At 62.1% G+C, this 19,451-nt stretch carries 18 protein-coding genes; 5 read left to right on the forward strand and 13 right to left on the reverse strand.

Features of this window, described 5'->3' with window-relative positions:
- Positions 1–19 precede the first annotated feature (19 nt).
- The 3 genes from LVY75_11190 to LVY75_11200 form a co-directional block, all read right to left on the reverse strand.
- Positions 20–1,558, reverse strand: coding sequence for a carboxypeptidase (locus LVY75_11190; protein ID XAZ23798.1), 1,539 nt, complete (start codon positions 1,556–1,558; stop codon positions 20–22).
- A gap of 99 nt (positions 1,559–1,657) precedes the next feature.
- On the reverse strand, positions 1,658–2,950 hold the full coding sequence (locus tag LVY75_11195; GenBank protein XAZ23799.1) for an MFS transporter: 1,293 nt from the start codon (positions 2,948–2,950) through the stop codon (positions 1,658–1,660).
- A complete protein-coding gene (locus tag LVY75_11200; protein XAZ23800.1) occupies positions 2,947–3,624 on the reverse strand; it encodes a FadR family transcriptional regulator in 678 nt (225 codons plus the stop codon). The genes LVY75_11195 and LVY75_11200 overlap by 4 nt, the downstream gene beginning before the upstream one ends.
- Positions 3,625–4,168: 544 nt before the next feature.
- On the opposite strand from LVY75_11200, the gene LVY75_11205 reads away from it, so the two are divergent.
- Complete coding sequence (locus tag LVY75_11205; protein ID XAZ23801.1) at positions 4,169–4,981, forward strand: class II glutamine amidotransferase; 813 nt, start codon at positions 4,169–4,171, stop codon at positions 4,979–4,981.
- On the opposite strand, the gene coaBC is transcribed toward LVY75_11205, so the two are convergent.
- Together coaBC and LVY75_11215 are read right to left on the reverse strand one after the other, a co-directional pair.
- Entirely contained in the window at positions 4,968–6,179 is a 1,212-nt protein-coding gene (gene coaBC, locus LVY75_11210; GenBank protein XAZ23802.1) for a bifunctional phosphopantothenoylcysteine decarboxylase/phosphopantothenate--cysteine ligase CoaBC, read from the reverse strand. The genes LVY75_11205 and coaBC overlap by 14 nt on opposite strands.
- 71 nt (positions 6,180–6,250) lie before the next feature.
- Entirely contained in the window at positions 6,251–7,171 is a 921-nt protein-coding gene (locus tag LVY75_11215) for a DMT family transporter (protein ID XAZ23803.1), read from the reverse strand.
- 248 nt (positions 7,172–7,419) lie between these two features.
- Between LVY75_11215 and LVY75_11220 the strand changes: the two genes are divergently transcribed.
- Positions 7,420–8,298 carry an NmrA family NAD(P)-binding protein gene (locus tag LVY75_11220; GenBank protein XAZ23804.1) on the forward strand — a complete coding sequence of 293 codons (879 nt, stop codon included), beginning with the start codon at positions 7,420–7,422 and terminating at the stop codon, positions 8,296–8,298.
- 15 nt (positions 8,299–8,313) lie between these two features.
- Here LVY75_11220 and LVY75_11225 read toward each other — a convergent pair whose 3' ends face one another.
- Complete coding sequence (locus LVY75_11225; protein ID XAZ23805.1) at positions 8,314–9,063, reverse strand: SDR family oxidoreductase; 750 nt, start codon at positions 9,061–9,063, stop codon at positions 8,314–8,316.
- 119 nt (positions 9,064–9,182) lie between these two features.
- Positions 9,183–9,947 carry an SDR family oxidoreductase gene (locus LVY75_11230; GenBank protein ID XAZ23806.1) on the reverse strand — a complete coding sequence of 255 codons (765 nt, stop codon included), beginning with the start codon at positions 9,945–9,947 and terminating at the stop codon, positions 9,183–9,185.
- Positions 9,948–10,089: 142 nt separating this feature from the next.
- On the opposite strand from LVY75_11230, the gene LVY75_11235 reads away from it, so the two are divergent.
- Positions 10,090–10,995: a LysR family transcriptional regulator gene (locus LVY75_11235; protein ID XAZ23807.1), complete on the forward strand. Its 906-nt coding sequence runs from the start codon at positions 10,090–10,092 to the stop codon at positions 10,993–10,995.
- Here the strand turns inward: LVY75_11235 and LVY75_11240 are convergent.
- Positions 10,992–11,867, reverse strand: a complete 876-nt coding sequence (locus LVY75_11240) for a LysR family transcriptional regulator (GenBank protein XAZ23808.1) — start codon at positions 11,865–11,867, stop codon at positions 10,992–10,994. The genes LVY75_11235 and LVY75_11240 overlap by 4 nt on opposite strands.
- Before the next feature lie 91 nt (positions 11,868–11,958).
- Here LVY75_11240 and LVY75_11245 point away from each other — a divergent pair, with 91 nt between their 5' ends.
- Both LVY75_11245 and LVY75_11250 read left to right on the forward strand, forming a co-directional pair.
- Positions 11,959–13,212 carry an MFS transporter gene (locus tag LVY75_11245; GenBank protein XAZ23809.1) on the forward strand — a complete coding sequence of 418 codons (1,254 nt, stop codon included), beginning with the start codon at positions 11,959–11,961 and terminating at the stop codon, positions 13,210–13,212.
- Between the two features lie 58 nt (positions 13,213–13,270).
- A complete protein-coding gene (locus tag LVY75_11250) occupies positions 13,271–13,672 on the forward strand; it encodes a GFA family protein (protein ID XAZ23810.1) in 402 nt (133 codons plus the stop codon).
- Positions 13,673–13,681: 9 nt separating this feature from the next.
- Here the strand turns inward: LVY75_11250 and LVY75_11255 are convergent, their stop codons facing one another.
- From LVY75_11255 to LVY75_11275, 5 genes are read right to left on the reverse strand one after another with little or no spacing between them, the layout of a single operon-like run.
- Entirely contained in the window at positions 13,682–15,343 is a 1,662-nt protein-coding gene (locus tag LVY75_11255) for a urocanate hydratase (protein XAZ23811.1), read from the reverse strand.
- 47 nt (positions 15,344–15,390) lie between these two features.
- On the reverse strand, positions 15,391–15,720 hold the full coding sequence (locus tag LVY75_11260) for a TfoX/Sxy family protein (GenBank protein ID XAZ23812.1): 330 nt from the start codon (positions 15,718–15,720) through the stop codon (positions 15,391–15,393).
- A 3-nt stretch (positions 15,721–15,723) separates the two neighbouring features.
- On the reverse strand, positions 15,724–16,821 hold the full coding sequence (locus LVY75_11265) for a DUF917 family protein (protein ID XAZ23813.1): 1,098 nt from the start codon (positions 16,819–16,821) through the stop codon (positions 15,724–15,726).
- Positions 16,802–18,082 (reverse strand): Zn-dependent hydrolase, encoded by a 1,281-nt coding sequence (locus tag LVY75_11270; GenBank protein XAZ23814.1) that lies wholly within the window; start codon positions 18,080–18,082, stop codon positions 16,802–16,804. The genes LVY75_11265 and LVY75_11270 overlap by 20 nt, the downstream gene beginning before the upstream one ends.
- The gene (locus tag LVY75_11275) at positions 18,079–19,446 is read right to left on the reverse strand and encodes an amidohydrolase family protein (GenBank protein ID XAZ23815.1); all 1,368 of its coding nucleotides are present in this window, start codon (positions 19,444–19,446) and stop codon (positions 18,079–18,081) included. The genes LVY75_11270 and LVY75_11275 overlap by 4 nt, the downstream gene beginning before the upstream one ends.
- Positions 19,447–19,451: the final 5 nt, after the last annotated feature.

The raw sequence follows: 19,451 nt of genomic DNA on the forward strand, positions 1-19,451 counted from the left end.
GGCAACCCTCGATCGTCGTTCAATCCGCTGGCGGGCTCACCGGATGCTCGGCATAAAAGGCTTTTGCATCCGTCGTGAATGCGGCGCGCTGGCCAGCTGTCGTATAGAACATGTGGCCTCCGCGATAGAGTTTCAGCGACACGCGATTTCCCGCCAGGGACGGCGGCAGGTGATCGACCACATAGCGGCTGACGCCGTAGGGTGTTACGAGATCGCTGTAGCCGTGGGCTATCAGCAGGTGGAAGGACGGGTTGGAGGCAAGCATCTGCCTGATATCATCAGTTGCGCTCGCCTGGAAACGTGAACCGCCGCCGCGGCCGCCGCCCCACTCCCAGCGCTGGCTGATATCGTTTTCGAGCAGCGTGTAGGTCATCTCTGTCTTGAAGCCGAGCTCGTTGCGGGCGTAGTCGGCGAAGGCGCCGCCATAGGCTCTGGTAAAGCCGTCGAGGATCGCATCGTCGCCTCGGTCGTAATCGGATTCCGGATAGGGGTCGGGCGTTGCGAAGGCCGCGTCGTATGGGCTCATCACCTCGCCCGCCTGCTTGCCGGAATGCTTGGCGTAGGCATTGCCGAGGAAGCCGCGATTGCGGGTGACGATATCCTGAGGGATGCCTGTAAGACCGGAGATCCTGCTATAGAAGCTTGCTGCCGCGTCCCCTGTCGGTGCCGGGCCGGCGAGCGTGGTGAGGTAGTCGCCAAGCGCAAACTTCTCCGCATCGCGCTGGCCGGATTCGCTGAAGCTCTTGCGCCGGTCGGCTTCGGCGGCTGCCAATGAGGGGAATTCCAGCGCAGCCCCCAAAGCGAACTGGTCGGCATTGAACATCAGCTGGCCTTCGAGCAGCGGCGAAAGCATGACGGTGCCGGCAATGATGATGCCTTGGTTTTGCTGCAGCGCCGAGGCGACCTTTGCGGCGCGGAAGCCGCCATAGCTCTCGCCGAGCAGATATTTCGGCGAATTGGCACGATTATTGTGCGCGACATAGAGGGCGATTGCCTTCGCCATCGTCTGCGCGTCGCTGCCGACATTGTAATAGTTCGAGGCGTCGTCCGCCTTTACCGTACGGCTCCATCCGGTGCCGATAGGATCGATCAGCACGAGATCGGTGAAATCGAGCCAGCTGTGGGGATTGTCGACGAGCTTCGCGTTTGCGCCGTCACGGCCATCGGGCCCGAAATCGAGTATGCGCGGGCCGACAAGTCCAAGATGCAGGAAGGCGGAAGCCGCGCCCGGGCCTCCATTGAAGGCGAACGTCAGCGGCCGGTTCGGCCCGGCATCCTTGGCGATATAAGCGGTGTAGAAGATCGCGGCGTTCTGCGCGCCATCCTGGCCGAAAAGATCGAGCGTACCAGCCGTGGCCGTGTAGGCGATGTTGCGTCCGTCGACCGTTGTCATCTCGTGCTCGGTTACGGAATCTCCCGGCAGCAGCTTGAGCACGCCTTCGCGAGAGGAACCCTGAGCTGACGCAGCCCGTCGTTCACCGGCCTCTTGCGCAAAGGAGAACGCGGGTGCGAGCGTAGCGGTCAGCGCGGCGAACAGAAGCAGGGATCGGAAGTGCAAGGATTTTTCCTCCGGCGGGTCGGAATGCGGCTGAGATAGGGTAGCAGCCGAACCCCTTCGATGGAGATCAAGAGATGGTGATGCGAAGGTGAAGCTGGCTCATTCGCCTTTCTCGACCGTGCGCGCATTCACATGCAGCGCCCGGCCGGCCCGCCACCCGTTGAAGGCGGCGCCAAGGCCTAGCGCGACGAACAGCACGGCGCACCATGCGAAACTTCCAGTCCAGCCGCGGATCAGGCCGACGATGAACGGGCCGACGGCGGCAAGCAGATAGCCTACGCATTGTGCCATGCCGGAAAGGTGAGCGGCGACATGCGGGTCGCGCGAACGCAGCACGATGGCGGTCATCGCCGCTGCGATCAGCCCGCCCTGACCGATGCCCTGCAGCACGGCCCAGATCCAGACGGTGGAAAGCGGGGCAAAGAGCAGGCCGAGCAGTGCGACGACAGCGAAAGCGCAGAGCGTCACGTTGATGAGTCGCTGATCCTTGCCTCGGACGGCGATGTGCGGCACGAAGAGGCAGGCGGCGGCCTGCACCATCACGGAGACCGAGACTATGCCGCCGGCCACAATGCCGTCGAGACCACGCTCACGCAGGATCGGCACCAGCCAGCCGAAGACGCAATAGGCGAGCGCCGACTGCAGGCCCATGAAGAGCGTGACCTGCCAGGCAAGCTTATCCCGCCACAGACCTTCGACGCGAAAACCGCTGCGCCGGGCCTGTCGGCTGCTCGCAAAGACCTGCGGCAGCCATATGAGCCCGACCAAGAGCGCAGGCAGCGCCCAGACGGAGAGCGCGCCGTCCAGCGAACCGCCGAGCGCATGTTCGATCGGTAGCGTCAGGCCGGCGGCACTGGCGGCCCCCGCGCAGAGCGCCATCGTATAAAGGCCGGTCATCAGAGCCGTATTCGCGGCGAAATCGCGTTTCACCAGTCCGGGCAGCAGCACGTTGCCGACGGCGATCGCAGCACCGGCAAGAGCGGTACCGAAAAAGAGCAGAGGCACAGAGGAAAAGCCACGCAGTGCCGTACCGAGCGTCAGCAGCAGGAGCACACCGAGCAGCGTTCGCTCCGAGCCGATGCGCTGGGCAAGCCGCGGAGCAAGCGGAGAAAAGGCGCCGAGGCAAACGACAGGCAAGGTCGTTAGCAGGCTGGCGCCGAGTGGCGACAGGCCGAGTTCCCCACGGATTTCCGGCAACAGGGCGGAAGCACTGGAAAAGACCGGGCGCAGATTGAAGGCGATCAGCACGAGGCTGGCGCCAAGCAGGAAGCGGGCTGTTGTGCTCTGCTTCTGCGGAGGCAGCGGTGAAGGCACGCTGTCAATTTCGGCATCGATCATTGTCTCGTCGGCGGCGTCAAACGAGGACGTGACATTCTGTACGGTCATGGTCATGAAAGAAGCATCCGGTCGAGAGCGGAAAGGATGGGTGCCATGAAGGCGCGCACGGCAGCATCGGCCTTGTCAGGGCTGCCCGTCTCAATGGCGTCGACGATCGCCTGATGCGCTTGCATGTCAGGCTCAGGAATGGTCCTGTCGAGCGTGGCGGCGATGGTTTCCGCGATGGAGATGGAGAAGAAATCGTAGATTTCAATCATCGCCCGGTTGCCCGAAGCGGCGATGACGGCCTTGTGGAAGGCAAGATCGCGTTCGATAAAGCCTGCGGGATCGCCGCCTTCATAGTTGCCGCGCTCGGCAAGCAGCCTGCGAAGCCCAGCGATGATATCAGGCGTCTTGCGGATGGCGACAAGCCGTGCGCCCTCGACATCAAGCGCACAGCGCGCCTCGAACTGGTCGCGCAGGCTGGCGCGCCGTGCCATTGTGAGCGGTCGGCTGTTGTCGGTGGTCGAAAGCACATAAGTGCCGGAGCCCTGCCGCGTTTCCAGAAGACCCTGCGAGACGAGAACGCGCACAGCCTCGCGCACCGTGCCGCGGCTGACCGAAAGCATGGCCGAAAGCGTGGCCTCGTTCGGCAGCTTCTCGCCGACAGCCCAGCGCTTGGCGAATATCTCGCTGCGGATTGCTTCGGTTGCCGTATCGGCAAGGTTTGTTTTGTTGAGTGGTTGCATGGCACTATTCATAAAGTCATCGGATGACTTTATGAATAGGTTGCTTTCGTTCCAGCGTCAATTGCCACCGCGGCAATAAAAAAGGGCCGCTTTCGCGACCCTTTCCATGAGGTTTGGCCTGTAATTGGCCGGACCGTCTTATGCGGTCCCTGGAAGGTGGGGTTTAGTGCGAGGGCTGCCTCGCTTCCATCACCACTTCCATGCCCGTTACGAGGTCCGAAAACTCATTAGACATTGGATCACCTTCCTTTCGTTACGTTGATAATGATCTAAACGTAAGCCGATTCCCCGGAGATGCAAGAAAAAATCGCATGGCTGTTTTTTAGCCGGCGTTGGGTTATGTCGCGCAACTGTCTGATTTTCCATGGCTGCGATCACGCAAATCCCTATTGTTTTTGCGGAAAGTGATCTCGATCAGCGTCAAGAATTCGTCAACTTGGCCTGGCAAATCGGATAGTCATTAAGTTGTTGTTAGCCGTAGCGTCAGACAATCGAAGACGTTTTCAGCATTCCTGCCGCGCAGGCGGCGGGCCGGAGCAAGAGCATGTGTCGCTGGGCAGCCTATCGCGGAGACCCTCTCTATCTGGAGGAGCTGGTATCCTCTCCCGCCCATTCCCTGATAGAGCAATCCCATTGCGCCACCCGCGCCAAGACGGCGACGAATGGCGATGGTTTCGGCATTGCCTGGTATGGTGACCGGGCCGAGCCGGGCCGCTACCGCGATATCCTGCCGGCATGGTCCGACTGCAATCTGAAGAGCCTGGCCCGGCAGATCCGCTCGCCACTGTTCCTCGCGCATGTCAGGGCCGCGACCGGCGGCGGCACGCGCCGCGACAACTGCCATCCCTTCACGCATGAAACCTGGTCTTTCATGCACAACGGCCAGATCTCCGGTTTCGAGCGTCTGCGTCGGCCGATGGAAACCATGCTGGATGACGAACTCTTCAATGCCCGCAGCGGCACGACGGATTCCGAACTCCTGTTCCTGCTCGCTCTGCAGTTCGGTCTTCGGGATGCACCGATCGCTGCGATGGCGCAGACAATCGCGTTCGTCGAAGGCCTGGCGGAGAATATTCTGGGATCCGTGCTGCTGCGCTTCACCGCGGCCTTCTCGGATGGAAAGTCTCTTTACGCGGTTCGCTATGCCACTGACCGCAAGGCACCCACCCTCTATGCCTCGCCGCTTGCCAAGGGGTACTGCCTCGTTTCCGAGCCGCTGAACGATGACGGTGATGCCTGGCGGGAAATCCCTGATGGGAGTGCTGTGATCGTCAGCGCCGAGGGTCTTGAGATCACGTCTTTCCGGCCGGAAAAGCCTGCGGCTGCGAGGCCGGAACCTTTTTCTATCCCCGCATAAGCTGTTCGGCGATCAGCGCGGCCAGCCGTACCGCCACCTCGTCCTTGGATAGATCCGGCCATTGCTCGATGCCGTCGCGCCGGATGAGCTTCACGCTGTTGCGCGTACCCCCCATGATGCCGGTGGATGGCGAGACGTCGTTGGCGACGATCAGATCCGCGCCTTTGCGATCCAGTTTCAGCTTGGCATTGGCCTCGACATCCTGTGTCTCTGCCGCAAACCCGATCACGAGTTTCGGTCGCGTCGTGTGATGGCCGACGGTCTTGAGGATATCCGGGTTCTCGGTCAACGCCAGTGTCGGAATGGATTCACCCGGATGCTTCTTAAGCTTCTGGTCGGCGGCCGAAGCCACCCGCCAGTCGGCGACGGCTGCCACCATGACCGCGACATCGGCGGGAAGGGCGGCAAGCACGGCGTCGCGCATCTCTTCCGCGCGCTCGACATGCACCATCCTGACACCGGCCGGATCGGGGATCGTCACCGGGCCGGACACCAGCGTCACATCCGCGCCGAGCCGCGCCAGGGCCGCGGCAATGGCATGACCCTGCCGGCCGGAGGAACGGTTGGCGATGTACCGCACCGGATCGATTGGCTCATGCGTCGGACCTGATGTGACGATCGCCTTCCTGCCGGCGAGCGGCTTCGGCCCGTCGTCTAGCAGTGCTTCGGCAGCCGCAACGATCTCCAGCGGCTCCGCCATCCGGCCCGTGCCGGCCTCGCGGCTCTCCGCCATCTCGCCGGCGACCGGGCCGATGAAGCGGATACCGTCGCGCCGCAGGGTCTCGATATTGCGTTTCGTCGCCGGATGCGTCCACATTTTAGGGTTCATCGCGGGTGCGGCAAGCACCGGCCTATCGGTGGCAAGCAGCACCGTGGAAGCGAGATCATCGGCAAGCCCATGCGCCATCTTGGCCATCAGGTCGGCGGTGGCGGGCGCGATCAGCACCAGATCGCAATCGCGCGCCAGCCGGATATGCCCGACATCCTGCTCATCCTGCCTGGAAAAGAGATCGGTGAAGACATGGTCTGCCGCAAGCGCACCGACGGCAAGCGAGGTCACGAACTCCTGCGCACCCTTCGTCATGATCGGACGCACGGAAGCGCCGCGTTCCCGCAGGCGGCGGATGAGATCAAGACTCTTGTAGGCCGCGATGCCGCCTGTGATGATGAGAAGGATGCGTTTGCCGCTGAGAGCCATGGTTTTTCCCGCCGCTTCTTTGATTGGGCAAAACCCTAAGCCTTTGGCGGAAAACATGCAATCGCCGATGCTCAGGCCGGCTTGGGCCGCTTCGGGGTAAAGATCGCAATCGCCATTCCGACGCCGATCAGCTGGAGGATCGCGCCGCCGGCTTCGGGCACTGTCGGCATGCGCTGCTCGAACAGGAAGCCATAGAACAGGCCGAAGACCGTCTCCGCAACAATAAGCTGGGCGGCGAGTGCCAGCGGCAGAATACGCGAGGCAATCATCCAGCACAGCGTGGCAAGCCACGATCCGGCAATGCCCATGACGGCCGCCCAGAGCACGAAGTGAAAGGTCTGCGCGCCGGTGAAGCTGATTGCCTCCCCGAGCGAGGTGAAGGGCAGGAGGACGACTGAGCCGATGCCGGCGCCGATCCCCTGCAGAGCGGTCCAATGCATGGCGCTTGGCGCATCCTGCGACTGCATGACCGCAGCGCTCATCATGCCATAGGTGACCCAGAGCGCCAGTCCGATCAGAGCGGCGGCGATGCCGAGCAGGATCTCGGTCTGATCGCCGGCGGATGTCGTGGCAAAGATCGAGACATTCACCCAGCCGATGCCGATGGCTATCAGGATCAGCGGTATGGCCAGCGCTCTCCAGCCAATGACCTTCTCCCTGAGATTGGCGATGATGGCAAGCAGTACGGGCATGGTGCCGATGACGAGCGGGGGGATGGCCGTGCCCGCGTAGCGCACGGCATAGGAAATACTCATGAAATAACCGACATAGCCGACGCTGCCGAGCGCGATGCCGGTCAGAACAAGCGAGCGTCGCAAGCCCGCTGGGCGAAAACGCGGATTGATCATCAGGATAAGGCTGACGACGGCAAAGAGCCCGTAGCGCGCCACCGTCAGGTCGATCGCCGTATAGGGTGCGACGACGCGCGGGGCAACGAAGCTGAGCCCCCGTAGCGCACAGGTGGCAAGACCGCACAGGATGCCGATCAGCATGTAAAACTCCGAAGAGACGAGGCGAGGCTCCGACAGGAAAGGGGTAGGGAGCGGTCACGCGGAAAGATGTTCCTAGCCGATATGCCCTATCGGGCGTCGAAACAAGGCCTGTCTGCGACATCCGGATGATAGTCGGAACGCAGATCGCGAATTGCTGCGCTGGTGTCACTAATCATGTGACGTAAGCGCACTTCAGTCAAAGATGGCGCATCGGCATAGTGGGCCAACCCCAGTAAAGGAGTTGCCCCATGTTTGCTGTAACAGGAATGACAGGTCAGGTCGGCGCCGCTGTTGCCGATCATCTGCTGAAGGATGGCGCCGAGGTTCGCGCGGTCGTAAGAAACCCCGAAAAGGCCGCCGGCTGGAAGGAACGGGACTGCGATATTGCTGTCGCCGACATGAATGACGCGATATCTCTGACATCGGCGTTCAGAGGCGCCGAAGGCGTCTTTCTCGTCATCCCACCGCTTTTCGATCCCACACCGGGTTTTCCGGAGGTGAAAGGCATGCTGGCAACCTTGAAGACCGCGCTCGAGGCGGCGCGGCCAGAAAAACTTGTCTGCTTGTCGACCGTCGGCGCACAGGCGAAACAGCCGAACCTGTTGAGCCAGCTGGGCATCGTGGAGAAGGAGCTTTCGACGCTCTCCATCCCGGTCGCTTTCCTGCGCGCTGCCTGGTTCATGGAAAACGCTGCCTGGGATGTGGCACCAGCCCGCGAAAGCGGCATCATTCCAAGCTTCCTTCAGCCTCTCGACCGCACCGTGCCGATGATTGCAGTTGATGATATCGGCGCGCTCGGTGCGAAGATGCTGCGTGAAGACTGGCAGGGCGTACGCGTTGAAGAGCTGGAAGCCCGCGAGCGCGTCAGCCCGGCCATGATCGCGGCAGCCTTTGCCAAGGCGCTTGGCAAACCGGTATCCGCGCAAATCGTGCCGCGTGAGAGCTGGGAGGAACTGTTCCGGACCCAGGGCATGATGAACCCAGAGCCACGGATGCGCATGCTCGATGGTTTCAACGAGGGCTGGATCGATTTCGAGGGCGGCCGCGAGAAATCGCTGAAGGGCACGACGACGATCGAAACGGCGATCCGCCGTCTCGTCACCGCGGCCTTTGCTCGATACCTCTGATGTGCAGGAGAAATCTCAGAGGTTGCTCATGCCGCCGTCGATGATGAGTTCGCTGCCGACGATATATGCAGCCTCGTCAGAGGCGAAGAACACGATGGTCTTGGCGACTTCGCTGACATCGCCGAAGCGGCCGGCCGGGATCTGCGACTGGATATGGGAAGCCATCGCCTTGGAATCGGCTTCCGACATGCCGAGCTTGTCATAGAGCGGTGTAGAGATGGGGCCGGGACTGATGGCATTGACGCGGATGCCGCGACCGATCAATTCACCTGACAGCGTCTTGGCCAGCGTCAGCAGCGCGCCCTTCGTCAGCGAGTAGACACTCGAATTCGGCATGCCGATATGGGCGTTGATCGAGGTGTTCAGCACGATCGAAGCCTTCTTCGAGAAAATCGGCAGCAGAGCCTGGATCAGGAAGTAGGGGCCTTTGACATTGATCGCGAAGGACTTGTCGAAAGCCGCTTCGCTCCAGCTCTCGACCGGGCCGAACTCCGCGATACCGGCATTGACGAAGAGAATGTCGAGCGTGCCGAAAGCGTTCTTTACCGTTTCGGCAACCCCAGCCTGACGGGCGACATTGCCGGCATCGGCCTGGATGGCGAGAACCTTGTCGCCGAATTCCGCGCGGGCGGCGTCGACGCTTTTGGCGCTGCTGCCGGTAATGGCGACGCGAGCGCCTTCGGCGATGAACTGGCGGGCGGTTTCAAGGCCGATACCGCTGGTGCCGCCGGTAATCAGGGCTGTCTTGTTTGCAAGGCGAGTCATTGTCCTATTCCCCTGGATATCTGGGATGATGATGGGATCATGCGGGAGGAAGGCCGGCGCGATAACCCGCTGTTTTCGGCAGAAATCATCAACTGCAGCGGATAATCGCACCATAGCCGTCAGGTGCGGGTGATCGAGGCGCCGCCATCAACCAGCGTCGCGGTGCCGGTGACGAAGCTTGCATCGTCGGATGCGAGATACAGCACCGACCGGGCCAGTTCTTCCGGCGCTGCAACGCGTTTCAGCGCATGCAGGTTGGTGATGAAGGCCTGCTTGTCCGACGTATCGTTCATCTCGCGATACATGTCCGTATCGACGGCACCCGGCAGGATCGCGTTGACGCGAATGTTCTGCGGGCCGTATTCGGCGGCGAGCGCCTGTGTGAGGCCGATGAGGCCGGACTTGCTGGCGGCATAGGCCGCAACGCCGGGGAAAGCGAAGCTGTAGCCGACGAAGGTCGAAGTGAAGACGACCGAGCCGCCACCGTGCTTGACCATTTCGGCGATCTGGTGCTTGGCAGCAAGGAACGAAGCCGTCAGGTTGATCGCCAGCGCATCGCTGAAGCCCGCTCCGGAGACGTCGGTGCTCGGGCCTGCTTCGCCGAGCGTGCCGGCATTGTTGAAGGCGATATCGAGCTTGCCGTAGTTCTGGACGGCGGCTGCGACCAGCGCCTTGTGATAGTCTTCCGAGCGGACGTCGCCGGCCACGGCAACAGCATCGCCACCGGCAGCCTTGATTTCCGCAACCAGGCTTTCAAGCTCGGCCTGGCGGCGGGCACCGACGACGACCTTGGCGCCTTCGGCGGCAAAAAGCTTGGCAGTCACACGACCGATGCCCGAGCTTGCGCCGGTAACGATTGCCACTTTGTTGATCAGACGATTCATAGTTCCATCTCCTGAGTCTGGGTTGGATCGGCGACGCCGTCCCGTTTCGATGACTGGAAGATGGCATTCTTCTTTCGTTCGGATTAGTCTCCCGATCACGGAGTTCGAATTCGGAAAAGCCGAACGATGATAGAGCCAAACGATGATGAAGATTGAGGGGATAGCGGCTTTCGTCGCCGTAGTGGAGGCAGGTTCTGTCAGCGAAGCCGCGCGGCGGTTGCGCCTGTCGAAGTCGGTTGTCAGCGAACGGCTGGCCGAGCTGGAAAAGACGCTGGGCGCCATGCTCGTCCACCGCACAACGCGCAAGCTTACCGTGACCGAGGATGGGGCAGCCTTTATGGAGCGCGCCGGGCGCATCGTCCGCGAGATGGAGGATGCCGAGGCAGATATGGCCGAACGTCGCGGCACACTCTCCGGTCCGCTGCGCATCGCAGCACCCGTGAGCTTCGGCCGCCTGCATCTCGGTCCTGCGCTCTACCCATTTTTGAAGGCGCATCCGCGGATCGCTCTCACGCTCGATATGGACGACAGGCGCGTCGATCCCGCCTCGGACGGCTATGACGCCATCATCCGCCACGGTGCCATCGCCGATTCACGGCTGGTCGCCTGGAAGCTTGCCCGCAGCCGCCGGCTGCTGGTCGCCTCACCCGACTATGTCGAACACCACGGAACGCCGGCTTCGTTGTCCGATCTCAACGGCCATCGCGGTATTTTCTATACCAATCGCGGCGCTGCGGATTGGCGCTTCCAGACAGAGGAGGGCACCGTCGTCATCCGCGCGATGCTCGGTCTCGGCATCAATAACGGCGATATGCTGCATGATGCTGCGATCGAGGGCCTCGGCATCGCGCTGCTGCCGACCTTCATCGCTGGTCCCGCCATACGCGAGGGACGACTCATGGAAATCGACGTCGGCGCCAAGCCCGAACCGGAATTCATCTACATGGCTCATCCCGAAGGCCGAAATCCTTCCGCCAAGCTGCGCGCCATCGCCGATCATCTGAAAAAGACGTTTGGTGATCCGCCCTATTGGGATCCGGATTGCTAGTTCAGAAGGCTCATCAGGTTTTCGGTCACGGGAGAACGCTGGCTGCGCAGCACCGCAAGCGCCAGCCGCGCCACGGCGGGCGGGCCTTCGATCGGCCGGTACGCAACACCGGCAAGTTTGATCTGTGAAATCGACGCTGGAACGATCGATACACCGAGATCGGCTGCAACGAGGTTGACGACCGAGGAAATTTGCGGTGCCTCCTGAGCGACCTTCAACTCAAATCCCGCCTCGCGGCAGGCCCGCACCACGTCATCATATAGGCTGAGGCCAACGAGACGCGGGAAAAGAATGAATGGCTCCTTCGCCAGCAGAGCCAGCGGTAACGTCTTTCGTTTTGCCAGCGCGTGGCTTGCCGGCAGGGCGACGACCATTGGTTCATCCGGCAGGCGCTTCAGCCTGATGCCATCGGGATCGTCGCGGCCGGGGCGGAAGAAGGTCGCATCCAGTTCGCCATGTTGCAGCTTCTGCATCAGGCCTAGCGTGTTCATTTCCGTCAGTGACAACTGCACATCCGGCCAGCGGGCCTGAAAGCGGCGGATCGTCGTGCTGACCACGGGGTTAAAGGCGGAGGAGGCGGTGAAGCCGAGCGACAACCGGCCAGTCTCGCCGCGATTGGCGCTTTGCGCCGCCAGCCGTGCTTTCTCGGCTGCCGCGAGCGACGCTTTCGCTTCCGGCAGAAAGGCGGCGCCGGCTGCGGTCAATTCCGCCCCGTGCGGCACGCGATGGAAGAGCATGGCGCCGATTTCGGTTTCAAGATCCCGGATCTGCTGGCTGAGCGGCGGCTGGCCGATGCCGAGGCGCGCAGCCGCCCTCGTGAAATTGCCCTCTTCCGCCACCGCCAGAAAATACCTGAGATGCCGCAGCTCCATTGCTATCTCCAAAAGCTATCAAGAACGCCTGTCTCATATATTGGACAAATGGAGGCGATCTGACTAGATCGGGAGGCAGGAAGGAATGATAATGTCCGACTCTGCAATCCAAGACGTCGCCGGCCTTGAAACGACCGAAGAAAACCACCGGAAACACTATCTCACGCGTGGCACCGGCGCTTATCGCCGCGCCAGCCTGGCACTCTTCCTCTCGGGTTTCGCCACCTTCTCGCTGCTCTACTGCGTGCAGCCGCTCCTGCCGATCTTCTCGCAGGAATTTGCCGTCAGCCCGGCTGAAAGTTCGCTGTCGCTGTCCCTCTCCACCGGCTTCCTGGCGATCGCCATCGTCTGTGCCGCTGCCGTCTCCGAAGGGCTTGGCCGGCGCAGCCTCATGTCGATTTCGCTGGTTGGGGCCGCCGTGCTGACGATCGCCACCGCCTTTGCACCGAACTGGCATCTGATGCTGATTATCCGCGCGCTGCAGGGCTTCGTTCTGGGCGGGGTTCCGGCCGTTGCCATGGCCTATCTCGCGGAGGAGATCGACCCGCGCGGTCTCGGCGCCACCATGGGTCTCTATGTCGGCGGCACGGCCTTCGGCGGCATGTCGGGCCGGGTGCTGACGGGTATCTTCGCCGAATATCTTTCCTGGCGACCGGCCCTGTTCCTGATCGGCGCCATCGGCCTGGCCGCCGCGATCGGCTTCATTGCTCTACTGCCGCCCTCGCGCAATTTCGTGCGCCGCGCCGGCTTCGATCCGCAATTTCATCTGAAGGCGTGGTCCGGACACCTCAGCAACCCGGCGCTACCCTTCATCTTCATGATCGCCTTTTTCGCGATGGGTTCCTTCGTAACGATCTACAACTATGCCGGCTTCCGCCTCGTGGCACCTCCCTATGATCTCAACCAGACCGAACTCGGCTTGATCTTCACGGTCTACCTCTTCGGTATCGGCGCGTCCTCGGTCGGCGGCATCCTTGGCGACAGGCTCGGCCATTCTACGGTGCTGCTGGCGGGTATCGTCATCACTGCAGCAGGCTGTGCTCTGACGCTTTCGGCCTCGCTGCCGCTGATCATCACCGGCATCATCGTACTGACCAGCGGCTTCTTCATGACGCATTCGGTAGCAAGCGGTCTGGTGGGCAAACTTGCTGCCGGCACCAAGGGTCACGCCTCCTCGCTCTACATGCTCGCCTATTACATCGGCTCGAGCGTCATGGGCTCTGCCGGCGGATGGTTCTGGGCGGTGGAGGGATGGTCTGCGATCGTGATTTTCACGCTGACGATGATGGCGCTCGCGTTTCTGTCCGCGCTGACCGCGCGCCGTCTCGCCCGTCTCCTCCCTTGACTTCCGCCCTGCGACGACTAATTTAACTTCTAGGTTAAATACGAGTCGGAGGACCACCTTGAAGAAAATCTATCATGGAAGCTGCCATTGCGGCGCCGTTGCCTATGAAGCCGGGCTCGATCTTTCGGCAGGCACTTTCAAGTGCAATTGTTCGATCTGCCGCAAGAAGCGCAGCTGGCTGGCTGTTGTGCAGACCGATGACTTCCGGCTGGTTTCGGGCGGTGACCGGCTGCGCAAATATCAGTTCGCTTCCGGCTCGATCCAGCATCTCTTCTGCGAAAATTGCGGCGTGGCTTCCTTTGCCCGCAATGACAATGAGACGATCGGCCCCTTCATCGCCGTCGCCGTCAGCTGCCTTGACGACGCCAGCGCAGAAGAGCTTGCCGCCGCCCCGATCGCCTATTTCGACGGCATGCATGATCGTTATGACGCAGCACCTGCCGAAACGCGGCATCTTTGACGGCGGCTGTCAGCCAAGCCGGATATAGGGCACGTCCTTCTTCGCCACCTCGTCCAGCGCCTCTTCATAACCGGCATCGGCATAACGCATGACGCCGAGTGCCGTATCGTTGGTCAGCGAATGGTCGAGCCGTTCATCGGCGGCATCAGAGCCATCGGCAACGACGGTCACGCCGCAGCTCGTCATGTAACCGGCATAACCGCCGCCACCGGAATGGACGACGACGAGATCGGCCATCGAGGAGCAGAGCATCATCGCGTCGATGAGCGGCCAGTCGGCGATGGCATCGGAGCCATCCTTCATGCGTTCCGTCATGATGTTCGGATGCGCCATGGCGCCGGCATCGAGATGGTCGCGCGAGAAGGCGATCGGTCCCTTGAGTTCGCCATTGGCGACCAGTTCGTTGACGCGGCGCGCCAGCGCCGTGCGCTCGCCATGGCCGAGCCAGGCAATACGCGCCGGCAGCCCCTCGAAGGGAATATGCTCGCGCGCCAGGCGGATCCAGTTGGTGATGATCTTGTTGTCGGGAAACATCTCCAGGAGCAGGTCGTCGATGCGGGCGATATCGCTCTCCTCACCGGAAAGGGCCATCCAACGGAACGGGCCGATGGCGCGGGCAAAGAGCGGGCGCAGATAGGCTTCGGTAAAGATCGGGATGTCGAAAGCATTGGCAACGCCACCCTCGCGGGCCTGCGTACGGATGAGATTGCCATTGTCGAAGACTTCAGCGCCGCGCTTCTGGAATTCCAGCATAGCGGTGACGTGCTCGACGATCGAGGCACGGCTGGCAGCCATCAACTGGCCCTGGCCATCGTCGCGCAGTCCCTTCACCTGATCGATGCTCATGCCCTTCGGCACATAGCCATAGACAAGGTCATGCGCCGAGGTCTGGTCGGTGACGATATCGGGCACGATGCCACGCCGGGCAATTTCCGGATAGATCTCAGCGGCGTTGCCAACGAGCCCGACGGAAAGCGCCCGCTTGTCCTTGACCGCGGCATCGATCATCGCGAGCGCGCTGTCGAGATCGGGCGCGATCTCCTGCAGATAACCGATCTGCTGGCGCTTGCGGGCGCGTTCCGGATCGATGTCGATGCAGAGGATGGCAGCGCCGGCCATGCGGCCCGCCAGCGGCTGCGCCCCACCCATGCCGCCAAGCCCTGCCGTCAACACGAAGCGCCCCTGGAGATCACCGCCGAATCGACGCTCGGCAATGCGCATGAAGATTTCGTAGGTGCCCTGAATGACGCCCTGGCTGCCGATATATTGCCAAGCGCCGGCCGTCAGCCCGCCCCAGCAGATCAGCCCCTTGCGTTGCAGCTCGTAGAAGACCTCGGCCTTCGCCCACTGGCCGACAATGTTGCAATTTGCCATGATGACGAGCGGCGCCTTGGCATGGGTCTTCACGAGGCCAATCGGCTTGCCGGACTGAATGAGCAACGTCTGATCCTCGTCCATTTCGGTGAGCGCCTTGACGATGCCCCGATGCGCTGCCCAGTTGCGCGCCGCCTTACCGAGAGCTGCATAGACGACGAGATTGTCAGGGTCTTCGCCGACCGAGAGAACGTTTTCCAGAAGCCGCAGCAACGCCTCTTGCCGCCAGCCCCTGGCACGTAGCTCCGGTCCGCCGGGAATCGGAAATTTCGGATGGCGTGGATTGGCCTTCGGCATCTTGGGTTCCTCGTCTTTCGTCGTCGGCACATGCAGCACCGGTTCATTCACTTGGCAGGCAGCGGTTCCACATACGCAAGCGCGGCGTCGATGAGGCGACGGCGCATGGTGTCGTCGCCATAGACATCGGCATTGGCCCGCACCCAGCCATGCATGATCCGCTCGCCTGACAGCATCTGGATCACGCCGGGCTGCGCCAGCGCCCAGCCATCATTGCCCTTGCCCAAGCGCAGCAACATGCCGTCATGGCGTGCGCAGCAGAGCAGGTTACCATTGAGCATGAAGGCCCAGCCGCCGAACATGGATTTTTCGCTCAGGCCCGTCCGGTCGCCGAGTTCTTCGCGCATCAGTTCTTCCAGGCCGGGATCGCGCGCCATGGCTCAGGCCCTCGTCTCCAGTGCATAGCGTGCTATCTCGATGCCCATCGCCTTTTCGACGAACGGATAGACGGTTGGATCGAGCACGCTGGCGGATAGCGGTATGATCTCCTTCGGTACATGCAGGATGAAGACATGCATGCCACCCTTTAGCTGGCCGACCGAAAGCGGCTCGCCCTCCTCGGAAAGCGTCGTGATGACGGCCGGGAAGGTCGCTAGGCGCGTGCCGCCGGCATCTTCGACTGCCATATATTCGTTCATCACATGCAGGGTGACGGCTTTGTCGCCGGCGCCGACGGTGATCGTTCCGATGTCGAAGGCTTCCTTCGTATAGACGACGTCCTTCCTGGTAATCGTACCTTCGGCCAGGATATGGCCGCCCGTCGTCTTGCAGATCGCATCGATGATCGCCGATCCGCCGCGTTTTTCCGCCTCGATGATGGCTTCGCCGAGCTTCAGTGCCATCGAGATCCCGCCAAGCGCGGCATTCTTGCGGACATAGGAGGCGCGCAGCGGGTTGCGGCAGCTGGCGATGAAGCCACCGGACTGGTCGGCGGCCGCCCGCAGCACCGGCGAGATCTTCGCCGTAGCACCCTTCACGACCAGCTCGATATAGCGGTTTTCGGCCCGGTTGCCGCCGACAGCCGTCTGGATCATCTGTTCCGGCGATCCTGCCATGCCGATCGAGCCCATGTCGCCGGTCGGATGTGCGCGTATATCGCCGACGGCATCGACGACTTTGGTGCCGAGGATCGCTGAAGGCAGCCAGCCGTTCAGCGTCGAGGACTTGCCGTTCTGGCCGATGATGAGACCGGAGAGCTTTTCGCCGAGCGACTCCTGCAGCAGCTGCACGGCTTTCACATAATCGATGCCCTGCATCTCCCAGGGCGTGGTGGAGGCAGGCGCCCCGATCGCCGCCGCCGTCGCGACCCAGTCGTTATCGCCGAGTTCCTCGATGGAGACGAGTTCAGGCTTGCCGACGTTGACGGCGGCATAACCGAGCATGCGGCCATGATCGGCCCAGCCACCGCCGCCGGCGGCATAGACGGAACCGCCCTTGACGGCGGCTTCCACGTCCTTCTCAACCAGTATGCGTCCCATTATCCTTCTCCGTCGTAAGTGTCCTGTCCATCTCGCGCACTGCCTCGAAAAGCACGGCGGCGCCGAGCGCTATGTCATCATTTTCGGCCCATTCATCCGGGGAATGGCTTCGGCCCTCCTTGCAAGGCACGAAGATCATCGCAGCCGGCGCGACGCGGGCAATCCAGGCCGTATCGTGGCCGGCGCCCGACGCCATGAAGCGGTGTTTGGCGCCGACTGTCTCGCAGGCCCGTTCCAGGGTCGAGAGCAGGCCTTTGTCGCTCGGTGTCGGGAAATTGTCGGAAATGCGGTTCGGAGAAGCAATCGTCACGCCGAATGCCAGAGCGAGCTTTTCAGCATGGCCATCCAGCCAGCGGCAGAACGCTTCCATGTCGGCCCGGATTTCGGCCCGTCCATCGATCAGCAGCACGACCCGCGACGGCACGACATTGGCGGCATTCGGCTCGATGCGGAATTCGCCGACGGTGGCCGCAAAATGACCGGGTGTCTTGGCAAGTTCGCTCGCCGCATTGCGGATATCGAGCACCAGCTGCGAAGCGGCAACCAGCGCATCTGAGCGCAGATCCATCGGCGTAGTCCCTGCATGGTCGGCGCGGCCTTCGACGGTGATCTCGATGCGGGTAATGCCTGAAATCGCGGTGACGATGCCGATATCCTTGCGCTCGTTTTGAAGGATGGGGCCTTGTTCGATATGCAGTTCCAGAAAGCCGGCAATATCGGGCTTGTTCTCGTGGGTCAGAACCCCTGGCGATCCACCGACCTCGGCAATCGCTTCGCCAAGATCGCGGCCGTCGACCGTGCGGGAAAGCCATGCCTGCGGCAACTGGCCCGTCATGCCGCGACTGCCGATGCAGGAAACGCCGAAAATGCTGACCTCCTCGGCCAGGAAGTCGACGATCTCCAGATCATGATCGAGGTGAATCTCCTGTTCCCGCAACGCCCGCGCAACCTCCAGAGCTGCGGCAACACCGGCAATGCCGTCGAAACGCCCGCCATCGGGTACCGTGTCGGAATGCGAGCCCAGCATGATGATGCCTGAACCGGGTTTTGCGCCTTCGCGCCGGCCGATAAGATTGCCGGATGCGTCGATACGGGTATCCAGGCCGATCGCCTGCATGCGGGCCTCCAAATAGGCGCGGCCCTCAAGGAAAAGCGGCGAAAAAGCCCGCCGTGTCCACGGATGCCCCGGCTCGGTAATATTGGAGAGAGCTTCGATGTCCGCGGATATCCGGCCGGGATTGACGGGCAGGTTGCGGCTCATGCCAGCACCTGTCTGGCAAGCGGTCGCACGAAGCGGCCGGTACCGGGTTCGGCCAGAACCTTCGACCCCTCGGTGATCTTCTCTCCGCGCAGCCATGCGGCTGAAACCGTCCACGGCAGGCGGATACCGTTATAAGGGCTCCAGCCGACGACATTGTTGCCGCTGGACGAAGCGTCGTAGACCATTTCCTTCGGCTCCAGCACGACGATATCGGCATCCTTGCCCGGTGTGAGCGCTCCCTTGATATGGTCGAGGCGGAAATGCCTGGCCGGGTTTTCGGCCATCAGCTTAGCCGCCCAGGTCAGCGGTACGCCGCGTTCCAGCGCGCCCTTGACGAAAAGCGGCACCATCACTTCCAGACCTGGAACACCTGACGCATTCGCCAGCATGTCGGGATTGGTCTTGCGGTTTTCGGACCAGCTCACATGGTCCGTCGACACCAGCCAGACGTTGCCTTCGGCAACCTTGCGCCACAGCGTCTCGACTTCGGCGCGCGGCCGCACTGGCGGATTGATCTTCGCCTTGCCGCCCAGCCGCTTCACATCGGTTTCCTCGTCGAGCGTCAGGTAGTGAATGCAGCATTCCACCGTCGCCTCGAAACCGTCGCGGCGATAGGCCCGCGCGATGTCGTAACCGCGCCCGAGCGAGCAATGCACGACATGCGACGGACAGCCGGTATTGGCGCCTGTTTCGAAGATCGTGTGCATGGCAAGCAGTTCGGTTATCGGCGGGCGTGACAGGCCATGCGCCCGCCAGTCGGTGATGCCGCTTGCCTTCACCTGTTCCATATAGGTGCGGACCGCCTCGTCATCCTCGTTGTGCACGCCGGCCGTCAGCCCGGTCGGCGCAATCGCCGCAAAACAGGCGTCGAGCAGGGCCGGTGGGATGCGCGGGAAGCGTTTGGGATCGGTGCCGAACGTGGAGAATTTGAAGGCGGCGACACCCGCTTCCACCATTTCCGCGATGCGTGTCGCGCCTTCCTCGGGATCGACCGTACCATAGACCGCAAAATCGACGCGGGCCTGCGGACCGGCATGATCGACCTTCTTCTTCACGGCTGCCGCCGAGCAGACGAGATTGCCTTCGTCATAGGGCATGTCGACGATGGTCGTGACACCACCGGCCGCAGCCGAGCGCGTCGACCAGACGAAGTCCTCCTGGTCCTTCTGGGAGAGTGAATGGACCTGCGCATCGATCGCGCCCGGCAGGATCAGTGCCTTGCCAAGCAGGTGCCGTTCTTTGGCCGCCGGCGGCACGCCAATACCGACTTCGGCGATCTTTCCATCGTAAACGGCGACATAGCCGCCCTCGACAATGCGCTCCGGCAGCACCACAGTGCCCTGCAGAACGAGATCGAAATCCATGCCGC

The sequence above is a fragment of the Sinorhizobium sp. B11 genome (assembly GCA_039725955.1).
Classification (GTDB): domain Bacteria; phylum Pseudomonadota; class Alphaproteobacteria; order Rhizobiales; family Rhizobiaceae; genus Rhizobium.